The organism is Methylomonas sp. HW2-6, from assembly GCF_052474525.1.
In genome coordinates, this window is sequence record NZ_CP184124.1 from 1,099,629 (window position 1) to 1,113,766 (window position 14,138).

A 14,138-nucleotide genomic window follows, 5' to 3' on the forward strand; every position below is an offset into this window, starting at 1 on the left:
CTCCGTCAAAACGACAAAGAGCCAAGTTCTTCAAGGCCCTCGCTGTCGTTACCGTCCATCCATTCCTGTTCTTTGGCCTTCCAGGCGTCTTCGTTCCAGACTTCGAACTTGTTGAGTTGGCCGACCAGCACAATATGCTTTTCCAGGCCGGCGAACTCGCGCAATTTTTCCGGCAACAGCAGGCGGCCCTGGGCGTCCATTTCGCACTCCGAGGCGTTGCCTATGACAAAACGCCGCAACTTGCCGGCCATTTTGTTCAAGGTCGGTAAGCGGCTGATGGTTTGCTCCAGCTTTTCCCATTCGGGTAAAGGGTACAGCCAGAGGCAGCCCGGTTCGCCAACGCATTTATCGTCGACTGCAACGGTCACAACCAGTTGGCGGTCGCAGCACTCCTGTAACTCCTCCCGATAGCGGGTAGGAATCGCAACGCGCCCTTTCGCATCCAAACTGATTGAACTTATGCCTCGAAACAAATCAAACCCTCAAAAAGCCAAAAAAATCCATTTATGCCCACTTTACATCACTTTTGTACCACTATAGTTTTCAAAATGGGCTTAGTCAAGAGGCAGCTAGATTAAATTCTTTCTTTTTCTACAATGACTTAGGCCTGGTTGGGGGTTGGGTTTGAATGGGTGGTGAGGGAGGGGGTAAAACTGATTGGTATCAAAAAGTTAATGTCGATTTTTGATGTAAATCGCAATTAACGAAGGCTAATGCTTAAATTTATAAGGTTATTTTGTTCAAAACGGGAGAAGCGGCGCTTGCAGGAGCTCAGGGCGCCGAAAAAACTCGCGCTTGTTAGGGCGTGGTTTTCAGGGCGGATTGCTCTTTGAATGGGGGGCGAATTCAGGCTTGTTCGGGTTTTTGATCCCGGTTTAACAAGTTGTGTACGGCTTGTTTGGGTTGGAGGTTCTCGAAGAGTACTTTGTAAACCTGCGAGGTGATGGGCATTTCGACGCCGTATTTTTGCGATAACCCGAAGGTTTCGCGGGCAGCGGAGATGCCTTCCACTTCCTGGTTGATTTGTTTCAACGCTTGAGCCTGATCCTGGCCGCGTCCAAGGGCCAGGCCGAAACGGCGATTGCGGGATTGGTCGTCGGTGCAGGTCAGGATCAAGTCGCCGAGGCCGGCCAAGCCCATAAACGTGTCGGCTTGGCCGCCCAGACGGATGCCAAGGCGCATGATTTCGGTCAGGCCGCGGGTGATTAAAGCTGCGCGTGTGTTGGCGCCGAAACCCAAGCCGTCAGCGATTCCGGCGGCGATGGCTAATACGTTTTTGCAGGCGCCGCCGACCTGGACGCCAATAATGTCGTGGCTGGTGTAGACTCGAAAGCGTTGATTGTGCAGCATGGCGCTGAGTCGGGACGAAAATGCATCGGATGTCGAGGCGACGGTCACCGCTGTGGGCAAGTCTGCCGCGACTTCGGCGGCGAAAGTCGGCCCGGACAGCGCGGCGGTTTCGATATCTTCGCCCAGCGTTTCGGCGACGACTTGGCTTAACAGGGCGCCATCAAGCCCGTCGAAGCCTTTGGTGGCCCAAGCGACCATAGGTTTTTCCGCCAAAAAGGGTTTGATGCGAATCAAAGTATCCCGGAAGGCATGGCTGGGGACCGAAATCAAAAGTACCTGGCTGTAACTTACGGCTTTGCTGATGTCGGCGGTGAGTTCGAGATTCGCAGGCAACTGGGCGCCGGGCAGGTAGCGGCTGTTTTCGCGGGTTTGTTGCAGCGTAGCGATATGTTGCGGATTATGTCCCCATAGCGAGGTGCTGCAGCCATTTCTGGCTGCTTGGATAGCCAGGGCGGTCCCCCATGATCCGGCACCCAGGATGCTGATTGATGGCGGCATCCTGTCTTAGTTTAAAGTTTTGGCTTCGGCGTTTTGCGGAGCTTGTTGCGCCTGTTGTAAATGTTGCATGTACAGGGCGTCGAAATTAACCGGAGCCAGGACCAATTGCGGGAATCCGCCTTTGCTGACTAGGTCGGAGATGACTTCGCGGGCGTAGGGAAACAGGATGTTCGGGCAGAAGCTGCCCAGCATCGGTCCCATTTCCTGTTCGGTAAAGCCGGCGATCAGAAATACTCCGGACTGGTTGACTTCTACCAGATAAGCGGTGCTTTCGCCGACTTTGACGGTTACGGTCAGTGTGAGCGAGACTTCGAACATCGAGTTTTCGATCGGTAACACATTGGTGCCGAGATTCAGATCCAGCGCCGGCTCCCATTTTTGGGTAAAGATTTTGGGTGAATTTGGGGTTTCAAAAGAAATGTCTTTGGTATAGATCTTTTGAATGATGAATTGTTTTTCGCTGGATGCGTTGTTTTCGGCCATGGTCGTGGTTTGGGGTTGGTTGGTTAATCTTTGATTTTGCCCAGTTTGATCGGCAGTTTGTTGTCTTCCCATGATTGCATGCCGCCAATCATGTTATAGACCTGTTCGAATCCTGACTTAGTCAGGGTTTTGCAGGCAGCGGCCGAGCGGGCCCCGGTTTGGCAAGTCACGATCAGCGGATGCTTTTTGTGTTTCTCCAGGGCTGTGAGTTGTTCATCGATTTTGCCTAGCGGAATATTCAAAGCATTTTCGATGTGGCTTTTGCTGAATTCGTGCAATTCCCTGACGTCCAGAACGACGACGTCGTCACTGTTCATTTTGGTGACGGCAATTAGCGGCGAAATGTTTTCGTACTTATTAAAAGAATTGGCAAGCAAATCCTGAATTAGCAAGAAAATGACGCAGACCAGTGCAAATACCAGTAAATAATGGTTGGTGGCGAATTCGATATATTGTTCTATTGGTGCATTCATATTGTTGGTTATTGCTGTTTAAGCGCCGCAAAAAATGCTGCGCATCATTTGAATCAGATGAATAACGCGTTCGTCGTCGATAAAGTAATAAACGCGGTTGGCTTCCTTTTTATAATCAAGAATGCCTTTGTCCCGCAATATCGCCAAATGTTGCGAAATATTGCTCTGACTGGTTCCGACCTGTTCCACAATGTCTTGAACGCTGATCGAGTTGCTGCCCAATACGCAGAGGATTTTCAGTCGTAAAGGGTGGGACATGGCTTTCAGGCAGCGCGCGGCGCGGCTGATATCGCTGTCGTCATATTGAATACTATCGTCTTGATCTTCCATTTAATTACGATATAGCTTGGCAAAATTGGTCGCTAGGCGGCCTGTGGCATTTTTCGGATTTGGCGGCTGGTGGTGCTGGTATAATGCCTTGCTTAGATATGCAGCGGCCAAGCCGCCAACTTAGCGAGCAATACGAGGCCAGCAAATCTAACAGAGTAGGCCTTATTGTTCAATACCCGAGAATTGAGCCGGCGTAATTGTGCGGCAATGGCTGTCGCCGAGATCTGATTTTATAACCATTAGTGCTTGGAGTCCTTAATCCGATGGCAAACCGGCTTCCCCGCGCGCCGCTCGTTACCAACAGGTTTTCAGGGTCGAAAAACAGCGAATTATCGTCTCGGCTCGGGAGTATAAGAGTTGCCAAATACCCACCGATGGCGCTGGCGAGGGTAGTCGGTTGCCTGGTTTTCGCCGGGTTGGGGGGGGTAAGTCAGACATCATCGGCCGCTCCCGCAAACGACAAAACCTTGGCCGACGTCCAGTCGAAAATTCAACAGATCGGTGGCGACGTTCGCGACTTGCAAGCCGAAAAAAATCGGGCAGTGGAGCAGTTGCAAAAGCTGGAGATGCAATATGGCGAATTGGCAAATAGCCTGCGTGCATTGAAAGCCGAAATCAGGCAACAGGAGTCAGTGCTGCAGGAAGTGCGCGGCAAGAGCGCTGCGGCGCAACGCAGTATGCACGAACAACAGCAGGAACTCGAAGGGTTGCTCAAGGCGATCTACGCCATGGGCGGCGATAAGGAGGGCTGGAAAGTGATTCTGAACCAACGCGATCCGGCAGTGTCAAGTCGCATGGCGATTTACTTCGACTATATCAGTAAGGCGCGAGTGGAAAAACTCAAAGCGTTTGGCGAGGCCTTCAACGAACTTCGGCAGTTGGAGGCGCAAAAGGACGGCGAGTCTCAATTGCTTCAAGCTGCTTTGGTAAAGAAGCAGCAAGAGTCGGATGCAATGCTGGCGTTAAAGGGGCAACGCGAAGCCTTGTTAGCCAGAATTGAAAGCGATTATTCAGCCAAGGCCGACCAACTGCAGCGCTTGGTGGCTGACGAGAAAAAATTGCAGTCCTTGGTGGCGTCTTTGCAGAAAACTGATGATAATGCCGAGGACGAGTCTTCACCTGAGCCGCACAAGTCCGAACCAAGCACGAGCCCACCGCGGGTACTTTCCAAGCAAATGCCGGCTACTCCTCCGGTTGGCGCATCAGTAAGCCAGCCGTTTGCAGAGTTGCGCGGCCAATTGCCTTGGCCGGTGCAAGGGGCGGTGACGGAGCGGTTTGGCAGTCGGCGCTACGAAACCACTTGGGACGGCGTCGTTATCAGTGCCAGGGAAGGGGCTGACGTGCGTGCGGTGACGGGCGGCAAGGTAGTCTATGCTGATTGGCTGCGAGGTTACGGATTGATGATTATTGTCGATCACGGTAGAGGCTTTATGAGCTTGTACGCGTTCAGCCAAAGTTTACATAAAGGGGTTGGCGATCACGTTAGGGCCGGCGAGGTTTTGGCCTCGGTAGGTCGAAGCGGTGGCAGAGCCGATGCCGCCTTGTATTTTGGCATCCGAAAAAACGGACGGCCGGTCGATCCGGAGCAATGGTGCCGTAAACCGGACAAAGGTTAATTATTTTTAGGAAACAGGTTGTTGGAGTTCGAATTCAAATGTTAAAAAACAGAAACATATTAATCTTGCTGGTCGGATTTATTTTGGGCGTGGCGCTTAGTTTGTGCGGTAGCGTCTTTGCCGAAAAAGAGTCGCCGGCTTCGGTGAAAAGCGATGAGCTGCAGGCCTTGCCGTTTGACGAGCTGCGGACCTTCACCGAGATTTTCGGTCGCATCAAACAGGATTATGTAGAACCCGTTTCCGACAAGAAACTTTTGGAAGATGCGATTCGGGGCATGCTGTCCGGTTTGGACCCGCATTCGGCGTATCTTGCCAGCGAAGAGTATAAGGAGCTGCAAGAAGGCACCACGGGTCAATTCGGTGGTTTGGGTATAGAAGTCGGCATGGAAAACGGGTTTGTTAAAGTGGTTTCTCCTATAGACGATACGCCGGCGCAACGGGCCGGAATTAAAGCTGGAGACTTGATCGTTCGTCTCGACGATAAGCCGGTGAAAGGTATGACGCTGGCCGATGCGGTGAAAATCATGCGCGGCGAGCCAGGCAGCGAGATTGTGCTGACAGTGATTCGCGAAGGGGAAGAGGCGCCGCTGAAGTTCGCGTTGACTCGCGACATTATCAAAGTCAAAAGCGTCAAGAACAGGATTTTGGAAAAGAATTACGGGTATTTGCGGATCAGTAGTTTTCAGTCCGGCACTGGTCAAGGTTTATTGGATGCAATCGATGAGTTGAAAAAGGAGAACGAAGGCCCGCTGAAGGGTATTGTTCTGGATTTGCGCAACAATCCGGGGGGCGTTTTAAATGCGGCGGTGGATGTTAGTGATGCCTTTATCGATTCCGGGTTGATCGTTTATACCGAGGGACGGATCAAAAATTCGGAAATGCGTTTTAATGCCACTTCAGGCGATGTGATAAACGGTGCGCCTATCGTGGTGCTGATCAATGGCGGTTCGGCTTCGGCATCCGAAATTGTGGCCGGCGCATTGCAGGACCACAAGCGGGCCATCATCATGGGTGAGAAGTCGTTCGGCAAAGGCTCGGTGCAAACCATTTTGCCGACCAGTAACGGTGCGGCGGTCAAGTTGACTACGGCGCGCTATTTTACGCCTTCAGGTCGGTCTATTCAGGCCGAAGGTATCGAGCCCGATGTGACGTTGGCCAGAGTCAAACTGGCGGCAATGGATAAAGCGAAGCTGGATACCGTCAAAGAAGCGGATTTAACGCATCATTTGACCAACGGTAATGCTAAACCTGAGAAGAAGGTTGATGAAGAAGACGGTGATGACGCCAAAGATGCGCCGGAGAAAGATGGGGACGGGGCTGACTTGTCCGAGGCTGATATGCGCGATTACCCTCTGCATGAGGCGTTGAACTTGCTGAAAGGCATTAGCATCATGCGTCGTTAAGCGTTCGGTTTGATAAAGTCGTTCGCCGGAATCGCAGCGATTCCGGCGTCTTTGGCCAAAATAAAACCCCGAGTGGCTTTCGCCCGTCGGGGTTTTTTGTTTCAGGTCAGGCGGCTTTTTGTTAGCTGAGCGCGAAGTTCAATTGGTCGACGATTGATAACGCACTGAAAATTGATTCATGGCCGCCAAAACCAAATCTGCGTCGTTTTGGCTGCTTAAATCAAAGGCGTTGATGCCGACTCTGGACAAGTAGAATACTTGGTCGGGAAGGTATTGACCCACCGCGCGGAGCTCGCCTTGGTACCCGTCCCTGCTGCGTAGTAAGCGGGCCACGGAAAACAAGCGGCCGTCGCCGAAGATCGGAAAGTTCAGTTCGATCAAATCGATTTTATCCAGGTCCGAGTTCAAAGCGTCCAGTTGTTCGCCGGGAGCTACCCGGATGCCAACTTTGCTGTTACGTTCAAGGAGCTGGGCTTTCTCGCTGAGCCAGCGTTGCAGGCTGACCGTAATGTCTCCGCTGGGAAGCGGAGCAGCGTCTTCGATAAAAGTCCAGGTGTTGTTGATTAACTGTTGGTCTTTAATGATTTGCATAAACTCTTTCCCTAAACGGCTCCAGGCCGACGCGCTTTACGGTTTGTAAGAAGGCTTCGTCTTCTAAGCGTTGCTGAACATAAACGTCGAGGATGTCGGTAACGGCCGTGGTGATATCGCTTTTGGCAACTGCCGGTCCCAGGCGTTCGCCAATCGCGGCTTCGTTTTCGGATGAGCCGCCGAGTGTGATTTGGTACCACTCTTCGCCGTGCTTGTCGACACCGAGGATGCCGATATGGCCGACGCTTTGGTGTGCGCAACCGTTCATGCAGCCTGACATGTTGATTTTGATGTCGCCGATGTCGTGAATGTAATCAATGTCGTCGAGTTTGGAATTCAGTTCTTTGGCAACGCTGATCGAGCTGGCGTTGGCCAGGGAACAAAAGTCCAGGCCGGGGCAGCAAATAATGTCGGTTACTGTGCCGATATTGGGTGTCGCCAGCTTGAGTGCGTCGAGTTTTTGCCAGAGCGCAAATAAGTCGCTTTGTTTGACGTCGGCGAGCACGAGGTTTTGCCGATGGCTACTTCGGACTTCGCCGAAGCTATATTGGTCAGCCAAATCGGCCACGGCCTCCAGTTGTTCGGCGGTAATGTCGCCTGGCGGGGATTCGGGGGCTTTCAAAGAGATGTAAACGCCTTGGTAGCCGTCGATTTTGTGTTCGACTGTGTTGTATTTAGCCCATTTGGCGAAGTCGCTGTTAACGGCAAGGGTGTTGGCAAAATTCGGGTCGGGGCTTGCGATGGTTTCGTAAGCGGGCGGGGCGAAGTGGGCTTTAAGTTCGGCGATTCGTTCCTCGCTCAGTAACATGCTGTCGCGGATGCGTTCCCACTCCTGCTCGACCATGGCCTTGAATTTTTCCAGGCCGGTTTCCTTAACCAGAATCTTGATCCTGGCTTTGTACTTGTTATCACGGCGGCCGAACAGATTATATATCCGTAAAATCGCCTCCAGATAGGACAGCAGGTGCTGCTTTTCCAGATAAGGGCGAATGGTTTGGCCAATGATCGGGGTTCGGCCCAGGCCGCCGCCTACCAAAATTTGAAATCCGGTTACACCTGCGCTGTTTTTGACCAAGTAGACACCGATATCATGCAATTGGACTGCTGCTCGATCATGAGTTGCGCCGCTGACCGCGATTTTGAACTTGCGTGGTAGGAAAGCAAATTCGGGGTGCAAAGTGGTCCACTGTCTGATAATTTCGCAGTACGGCCGCGGGTCTTCGATTTCGTCTTTGCAAATGCCGGCCAAATGGTCCGATGTGGTGTTTCGTAGGCAATTGCCGCTGGTTTGAATGGCGTGCATCTGCACTGTTGCCAATTCGGCGAGCAGGTCTGGGACCCGTTCCAAAGCTGGCCAGTTATATTGAACGTTCTGCCGGGTTGTGAAGTGGCAGTATCCGCGGTCGTAATCGCGGGCCACCGATGCCAGCTTGCGCAATTGTTTCGAGGAAAGTAGGCCGTAAGGGACTGCGACCCTCAGCATCGGTGCATGGGTTTGCACGTAGAGGCCGTTCATCAGACGTAGTGCTCTGAATTGGTCGGCTTCCAGGTCCCCGTTCAGAAAGCGTTGGGTCTGGTCGCGAAACTCTCTAACGCGTTCTTCAATAAGTGTTTGATCTTTCTGGTTATATTGATACATTTAGCGATGATGCGTGGTTTACTGACTATTTTGCTAGGTATCTGAATAATATAACGGCCGGGATTAAATGACAAAGAATATTGTATGGTGATAACATGCCCGGTTAGTTTTTTTGCTTTTAATAACGACTAAAACATAGAGGATAAAGGGGGCTACCTTGTTGCGCTTATTGTTGATTTTGGCCGGGCTGTTGTTTGTGCCGCAAATGGCCATGGCCGAAGAGTTTCACAACCTCGGTCTGACCGGAACCGAGCGGGGGATATACACCGTTCTAATCTTTTTGGTGGCTTACGGCTTTGTCATGGCCGAAGAGTTCACTCATCTGCGCAAGTCCAAGCCGGTGATTTTTGCCGCGGCAGTGATTTGGGCGCATGTGGCCGTTCTGGCTAGCGAGGCCGGAGTTTCGGGCGAGGAGCTGCATAAAGCTTTCGAGCACGATTTGAAAGAATATGCTGAGCTGATGCTGTTTTTGCTGGTGGCGATGACTTATATCAACACCATGGCGGAACGTAATGTGTTCGAGGCGTTGCGCTCCTGGTTGATTCGGAAACAATTCGGTTACAAGCAGTTGTTTTGGATCACGGGCGTCATCACCTTTTTCTTGTCTTCCGTTGCTGACAACCTGACTTCGGCTTTATTGGTCGGCGCTGTGGTGATGGCGGTGGGTGCGGATAACGAAAAGTTTGTTTCTGTCGGTTTCGTCAATCTGGTTATCGCGGCAAATGCCGGCGGTGCGTTTTGCCCCTTCGGCGATATCACGACGCTGATGGTGTGGCAAGCCGGGTATGCCGAATTCTTTGATTTCTTTAAATTGTTTATCCCGTCGGTAGTCAACTTTGTCGTGCCTGCATTTTTCATGTCTCAGGCGGTTCCAGACGGTCAGCCGCAAGCCACCAACGAAGCGGCGGTAGAATTGAAGCCAGGTGGCTGGGTGGTCTGCGGTTTGTTCGCTGTAACCATTGGCTTGGCGGTCAGTTTTAAGCAGTTTTTGCACTTGCCGCCGTTCATGGGAATGATGGCCGGCTTATCGATTTTGATGTTGTTTAGCTATTACTTGAAAGTGCGCTTCCCGGCGGAAGACGGTTCTCGAGTCGATGTGTTCGATCGGGTCAAAGAAGCGGAATGGGATACCTTGTTGTTCTTTTTCGGCGTGGTATTTGCTGTCGGCGGTCTGGGTTATATCGGTTATCTGGAATTGCTGTCTGCGGCCATGTATGACGGTTTGGGGCAAACAACGGCTAACATTCTGGTCGGTATCATTTCCGCGGTAGTCGATAACATCCCGGTAATGTTTGCAGTGTTGAACATGAATCTGGATATGGATTTGTACCAATGGTTGCTAGTCACCTTGACCGCCGGCGTCGGCGGATCTTTGTTCTCGGTCGGTTCGGCCGCGGGTGTGGCGTTGATGGGGCAATCCAATCACAAATATACGTTCTTTAGTCACTTGAAATGGACGCCGGTTATCGCGGCCGGTTATGCGGCCAGTATCGTGACGCATTATTTGATCAACGGTTGATTTTAGGTCCTACCTAAAGTGCGTTGTTAGAGAAAGCGTATGGCGGAAACTGTAAGCAGTTGGCGCAGCGCTTTCTCTATCTATACCCAGCCGCGCGTGCTGGGTATGATTTGGCTGGGCTTTTCGGCCGGCCTTCCGTTCTCTTTGACGTCCTCTACTTTGTCGGCCTGGCTGGCTGACGCCGATGTTTCTCTGGCCGTAATCGGCTATTTCAGTTTGGTTGGTGTTGCATATTCGGTAAAGGTGTTGTGGGCGCCTGTGGTCGACCGATTGCCGTTACCGTTGTTTTGCCGGTGGTTGGGTAAGCGGCGGGGGTGGATATTCGGCGCTCAAATCGGCATAGCGTTGGGTTTGTTTGGGATGGGCGGCTTGGATGTTCATCAGGAGCTGGCGAAAATGGCTTGGTTGGCGATTTGGGTGGCATTCTGCTCCGCTACTCAGGACGTTGCAATCGACGCCTATCGGATTGAGATTGTAGCTCCGGAGATTCAGGGGGCGATGGCGGCGATGTACGTATTTGGTTACCGTCTGTCGCTATTGCTCGCTGGGGCTGGGGTGCTCTACATTGCGGAATATCAGAGTTGGTCTGCGGCATATCAGGGGATGGCGTTGACGATGTCGGTGGGCATGGTTGCGACGTTGCTGGCGCGCGAACCGGCCCGGCTGGTTGACGATCGGGTGGAGCGGCTCGAGCAAAGTGTGGAAGTTGCGCTTGGGGTGTCAGGGGTACGTAGCTTGTCGGCTAGTTTGCTACGTTGGTTTTCCGATGCGGTTGTCAGTCCGTTTGTCGAGTTTTTCCAGCGCAACGGCAAAAATGGCGCGCGGATTTTGCTGCTGATCGCTGTCTATAAAATGAGCGATATTGCGATGGGGGTCATGGCGAATCCGTTCTATTTGGAATTGGGGTTCAGCAAAAAAGATATCGCTGACGTCACCAAGGTATTCGGTTTTTTCATGACGATTGTGGGTACGTCGATAGGCGGGGTGTTGGTGGTTCGCTTCGGTATTATGCGGCCATTATTATTCGGGGCTGTGATTGTTGCGGCGACTAATTTGCTGTTTGCAGCTTTGGCTTTGGTGCAGCCCGATATCATGCTGTTGGCAGGCGTGATCAGTGCGGACAATTTGAGCGGCGGCATCGCTTCGGCCGCTTTTATTGCGTATTTGTCCAGTTTGACGAATTCGGCTTACACTGCAACGCAGTATGCGCTGTTTAGTTCGTTGATGACATTGCCGGCGAAGTTGATTGGGGGTGTTTCTGGCGACTTGGTCGCGCAGTTCGGTTATGCCGTTTTTTTCATGTATTCCACCGTTATCGGCGTACCGGCAATCGTCCTGGCGATCATGTTGGCGCGCTCCGCGTCGTTTGGCCGGCGAAATTAATTCATCTGAATACTGCTTTGGCTTGCGGTTCTGGTTGCTAAATCGTATCATAAGCAGTTCTCTATCAAGTATGTCTCCCGAAAAGGGTATGTGAGCGCTATGAAACCAGAAATTCATCCACAATATAAACAAATAACCGTGACATGCGGTTGCGGCAATACTTTCCAAACCGGTTCCGTTTTGGCTTCCGATTTGCACATTGAGGTATGCTCTTCATGCCACCCGTTTTTTACCGGTAAGCAACGCGTGGTCGACACTTCAGGTCGCGTGGATAAATTCCGCAAAAAATTCGGAAAATAAACGTCTTTCCGGCCTGCGCTCGGCCGCCAAGCCTTTGGCGGCTTTGAGTGTCGGCCAGCGTCAAAACAAGCTTTCTTCGTTAAATTCCTCTTCGAAGCTTTCTTCCGGTTGAATCGGCGCCGACATGGTTTTCGGTGCGGTTTCTTCTGCGAAATATTCCCAAATCCCGCCTTTTTCGTTTGGCTCTAGCAAAAGTCCGTCGCGCGGGTTGATATAGGCTTGCACAATTCCGGCGGGCGGAGTTTCCGGTTTTTCCGGAAAATGGTGTTGTACTGCTTTGATGAATTTAATCCACATTGGCAATGCAACTTTGCCGCCGGTTTCGCCGTGGCCTAATGGTAGGGAGTCGTCATATCCGATCCAGGTCGATGCGACGATTCCCGTGGCGAAACCATTAAACCAGGCGTCCCGCTGTTCGTTGGTGGTGCCGGTTTTTCCGGCGAGGTCGTTTCTGCCCAGTTGTTTGGCTTGGGTCGCTGTGCCGCGTTGCACGACATCGCGTAGCAAGCTGTTAATCAAGAAATTGGTCTTTGCTGAAATCGCACGTGGCGCTGATGTTTCTTGAGGTGGGTTCAGTTCGTTGCAATCGGCACACGCGATTGGCGGTTGGGCTTGAAATAACACAGCGCCGTCATTGTTTTCGATTCGCTCAATCAAATAAGGCGTTACCAGAAAGCCGCCGTTGGCAAACACGGCGTAGGCGGTGGCCATCCTTAAGGGCGATGCATAGCCGCTCCCCAGGGCGAGCGATAGCGTGGTCGGCAATTGTTCTTTGTCGAAGCCGAAACGTCTTGCCGTGTCTATGGCTTGCGTAACGCCGATTTCCTGCAATAACCGGATCGACACCAGGTTTATCGATTCACGGAGCGCTACCCGTAGCGGTGTCGGCCCCAAATAGCGCCGGTTATAGTTTTCCGGTCGCCAGTCGTTTTCTTGCGAAGGATCTTCGATCACAATCGGTGCATCATTAATAATGCTGGCCGGCGTAAAGCCTTTCTCAAAAGCCGCGGTGTAGATAATAGGTTTAAATCCGGAGCCAGGCTGTCGCTTAGATTGCGTGGCGCGGTTGTATTTGCTGTGGTAGAAATCGAAGCCGCCCGAGAGCGCCAATATGGCGCCATTGTTTGGGTTAAGCGCAGTTAAAGCCCCCTCTACTTCCGGTACTTGGGTCAATGCCCAATCGCCGCTATTGAGTCGTCTGACCCAAATCAAATCTCCGCTATGTAGGCTCGTTCGGTTAGCGCCGCTGCGCTTGATCCACTCGATGTTGCTGCGGTCGATTTGAATCCTGTCGCCGCCGTGAATTGTCGCGGTGATGCCTGACTCGGTAAGTCCAACAATTTGTGCTTGGCGGCAGTCGCCGATAACGGTATCGGTCAAGATAGCGCCGTTTCCGGAGGCGTTTTTGGTCAATGGGCCACGATATCCGTGGCGTTCGTCGTATTCGTGTACGGCTTCCTGAAGGGCGCGATCGGCAGCGCGTTGAAACTCGCTCGGCACCGTGGTGTATACCTTAAGGCCCAGTGTGTAGGCGGCATCGCCGAATTGCGCCATGATTTCTTGGCGGGCCATTTCGGCTACGTAAGGTGCTTGGAATTCGATATTGACCGGCTGCAATGCGGCGTCGTCCGCAGTGTTCAGCGCCGAGCGGTAGGTGTTTTCGTCGATATATTTTAACTCCAACATGCGCCGTAAAACGTAATTGCGCCGTTGCAGCGCGCGCTCGGGATTGGTGATCGGATTGTAGATGGACGGAGCCTTGGGTAGGCCGGCGATCATGGCTTGCTGCGGCAGGCTCAATTCGGAGAGGTTCTTGCCGTAATAGGTTTGTGCGGACGCGGCTAAACCGTAGGCCCGTTGCCCCATGTAAATTTTATTCAGATAAAGCTCGAGAATCTGATCCTTCGAATAGCGGCGCTCGATTTTTAAGGCCAGGAGGATTTCCTTCAATTTGCGCAAATAGGTTTTTTCGTTGCTTAGCAAAAAGTTACGCGCGACTTGCATTGTGATGGTACTACCGCCCTGGCGTTTTTTGCCTGTCAATACGAGCTGAGTAGCCGCTCTGGCCAGGCCGGTGGGGTCGATACCGATATGGGTAAAAAACCGGTCGTCCTCTGCCGCGATAAAGGCGTTAATTTGTTGCGGGGGGACTTGGTCGATGCTCACTGGCATTCGATGCTTTTCGCCGAATTGGCCAATCAACAAGCGATCTTGGCTGTAAATGCTGAAAGGCATTTGGTATTGCACGTTTTGTAACTGCTCGATATCCGGCAGTTCTTTGTCGAGTTCGGCAAAGAAAAAATAACTCGCTACAGCAAAAGTGGTGCAAAACGCTAAAACGCACAACGCCAGCCACTTGATCAGCGACTTCAGCAAAGAGCCTGATTTTGGAGCTTTTTTAATCGGCACAGCAGTACGAATGCGTTAAAAGATTTACAAGAATCGGTTCAGGAAATTCCTGTACATGGGGTCGATAAGCTAAAGTTACTTATAAAGTGGTTCATCTAACAGGATGAAAATAAAAAAACCATCTATACTTCGACCGTAGAGCTT

13 protein-coding genes are annotated in these 14,138 nt (G+C 51.9%); 5 read left to right on the forward strand and 8 right to left on the reverse strand.

Going from position 1 to position 14,138, the window contains the following annotated elements:
* Nucleotides 1-5 precede the first annotated feature (5 nt).
* The 5 genes from mraZ to ACH518_RS06095 all read right to left on the reverse strand — a co-directional run bounded on the left by mraZ (nucleotide 6) and on the right by ACH518_RS06095 (nucleotide 3,134).
* Nucleotides 6-473 (reverse strand): division/cell wall cluster transcriptional repressor MraZ, encoded by a 468-nt coding sequence (gene mraZ, locus ACH518_RS06075; RefSeq protein ID WP_140914071.1) that lies wholly within the window; start codon nucleotides 471-473, stop codon nucleotides 6-8.
* Nucleotides 474-846: 373 nt separating this feature from the next.
* Nucleotides 847-1,848 (reverse strand): NAD(P)H-dependent glycerol-3-phosphate dehydrogenase, encoded by a 1,002-nt coding sequence (locus tag ACH518_RS06080; protein WP_445372249.1) that lies wholly within the window; start codon nucleotides 1,846-1,848, stop codon nucleotides 847-849.
* Nucleotides 1,849-1,854: 6 nt separating this feature from the next.
* Complete coding sequence (gene secB, locus ACH518_RS06085; protein WP_445372250.1) at nucleotides 1,855-2,331, reverse strand: protein-export chaperone SecB; 477 nt, start codon at nucleotides 2,329-2,331, stop codon at nucleotides 1,855-1,857.
* Nucleotides 2,332-2,354: 23 nt separating this feature from the next.
* Nucleotides 2,355-2,804 (reverse strand): rhodanese-like domain-containing protein, encoded by a 450-nt coding sequence (locus ACH518_RS06090; RefSeq protein WP_313901423.1) that lies wholly within the window; start codon nucleotides 2,802-2,804, stop codon nucleotides 2,355-2,357.
* An 18-nt stretch (nucleotides 2,805-2,822) separates the two neighbouring features.
* Complete coding sequence (locus ACH518_RS06095; RefSeq protein WP_140914068.1) at nucleotides 2,823-3,134, reverse strand: ArsR/SmtB family transcription factor; 312 nt, start codon at nucleotides 3,132-3,134, stop codon at nucleotides 2,823-2,825.
* Between the two features lie 467 nt (nucleotides 3,135-3,601).
* On the opposite strand from ACH518_RS06095, the gene ACH518_RS06100 reads away from it, so the two are divergent.
* A complete protein-coding gene (locus ACH518_RS06100) occupies nucleotides 3,602-4,750 on the forward strand; it encodes a murein hydrolase activator EnvC family protein (protein WP_445372251.1) in 1,149 nt (382 codons plus the stop codon).
* Between the two features lie 38 nt (nucleotides 4,751-4,788).
* The gene (locus ACH518_RS06105; RefSeq protein ID WP_140914066.1) at nucleotides 4,789-6,153 is read left to right on the forward strand and encodes a S41 family peptidase; all 1,365 of its coding nucleotides are present in this window, start codon (nucleotides 4,789-4,791) and stop codon (nucleotides 6,151-6,153) included.
* Between the two features lie 138 nt (nucleotides 6,154-6,291).
* Here the strand turns inward: ACH518_RS06105 and ACH518_RS06110 are convergent, their stop codons facing one another.
* Entirely contained in the window at nucleotides 6,292-6,744 is a 453-nt protein-coding gene (locus ACH518_RS06110; RefSeq protein ID WP_140914065.1) for a DUF934 domain-containing protein, read from the reverse strand.
* A complete protein-coding gene (locus tag ACH518_RS06115; RefSeq protein WP_445372252.1) occupies nucleotides 6,731-8,383 on the reverse strand; it encodes a nitrite/sulfite reductase in 1,653 nt (550 codons plus the stop codon). The genes ACH518_RS06110 and ACH518_RS06115 overlap by 14 nt, the downstream gene beginning before the upstream one ends.
* A 211-nt stretch (nucleotides 8,384-8,594) precedes the next feature.
* On the opposite strand from ACH518_RS06115, the gene nhaD reads away from it, so the two are divergent.
* From nhaD to rpmE, 3 genes are all read left to right on the forward strand, one after another.
* Entirely contained in the window at nucleotides 8,595-9,902 is a 1,308-nt protein-coding gene (gene nhaD / locus ACH518_RS06120; RefSeq protein WP_445372973.1) for a sodium:proton antiporter NhaD, read from the forward strand.
* A 39-nt stretch (nucleotides 9,903-9,941) separates the two neighbouring features.
* The gene (locus ACH518_RS06125; RefSeq protein WP_445372253.1) at nucleotides 9,942-11,285 is read left to right on the forward strand and encodes an AmpG family muropeptide MFS transporter; all 1,344 of its coding nucleotides are present in this window, start codon (nucleotides 9,942-9,944) and stop codon (nucleotides 11,283-11,285) included.
* Nucleotides 11,286-11,384: 99 nt separating this feature from the next.
* On the forward strand, nucleotides 11,385-11,585 hold the full coding sequence (rpmE, locus tag ACH518_RS06130; RefSeq protein ID WP_140914061.1) for a 50S ribosomal protein L31: 201 nt from the start codon (nucleotides 11,385-11,387) through the stop codon (nucleotides 11,583-11,585).
* Nucleotides 11,586-11,645: 60 nt separating this feature from the next.
* Here rpmE and ACH518_RS06135 read toward each other — a convergent pair whose 3' ends face one another.
* Entirely contained in the window at nucleotides 11,646-13,961 is a 2,316-nt protein-coding gene (locus ACH518_RS06135) for a penicillin-binding protein 1A (RefSeq protein ID WP_445372254.1), read from the reverse strand.
* Nucleotides 13,962-14,138: the final 177 nt, after the last annotated feature.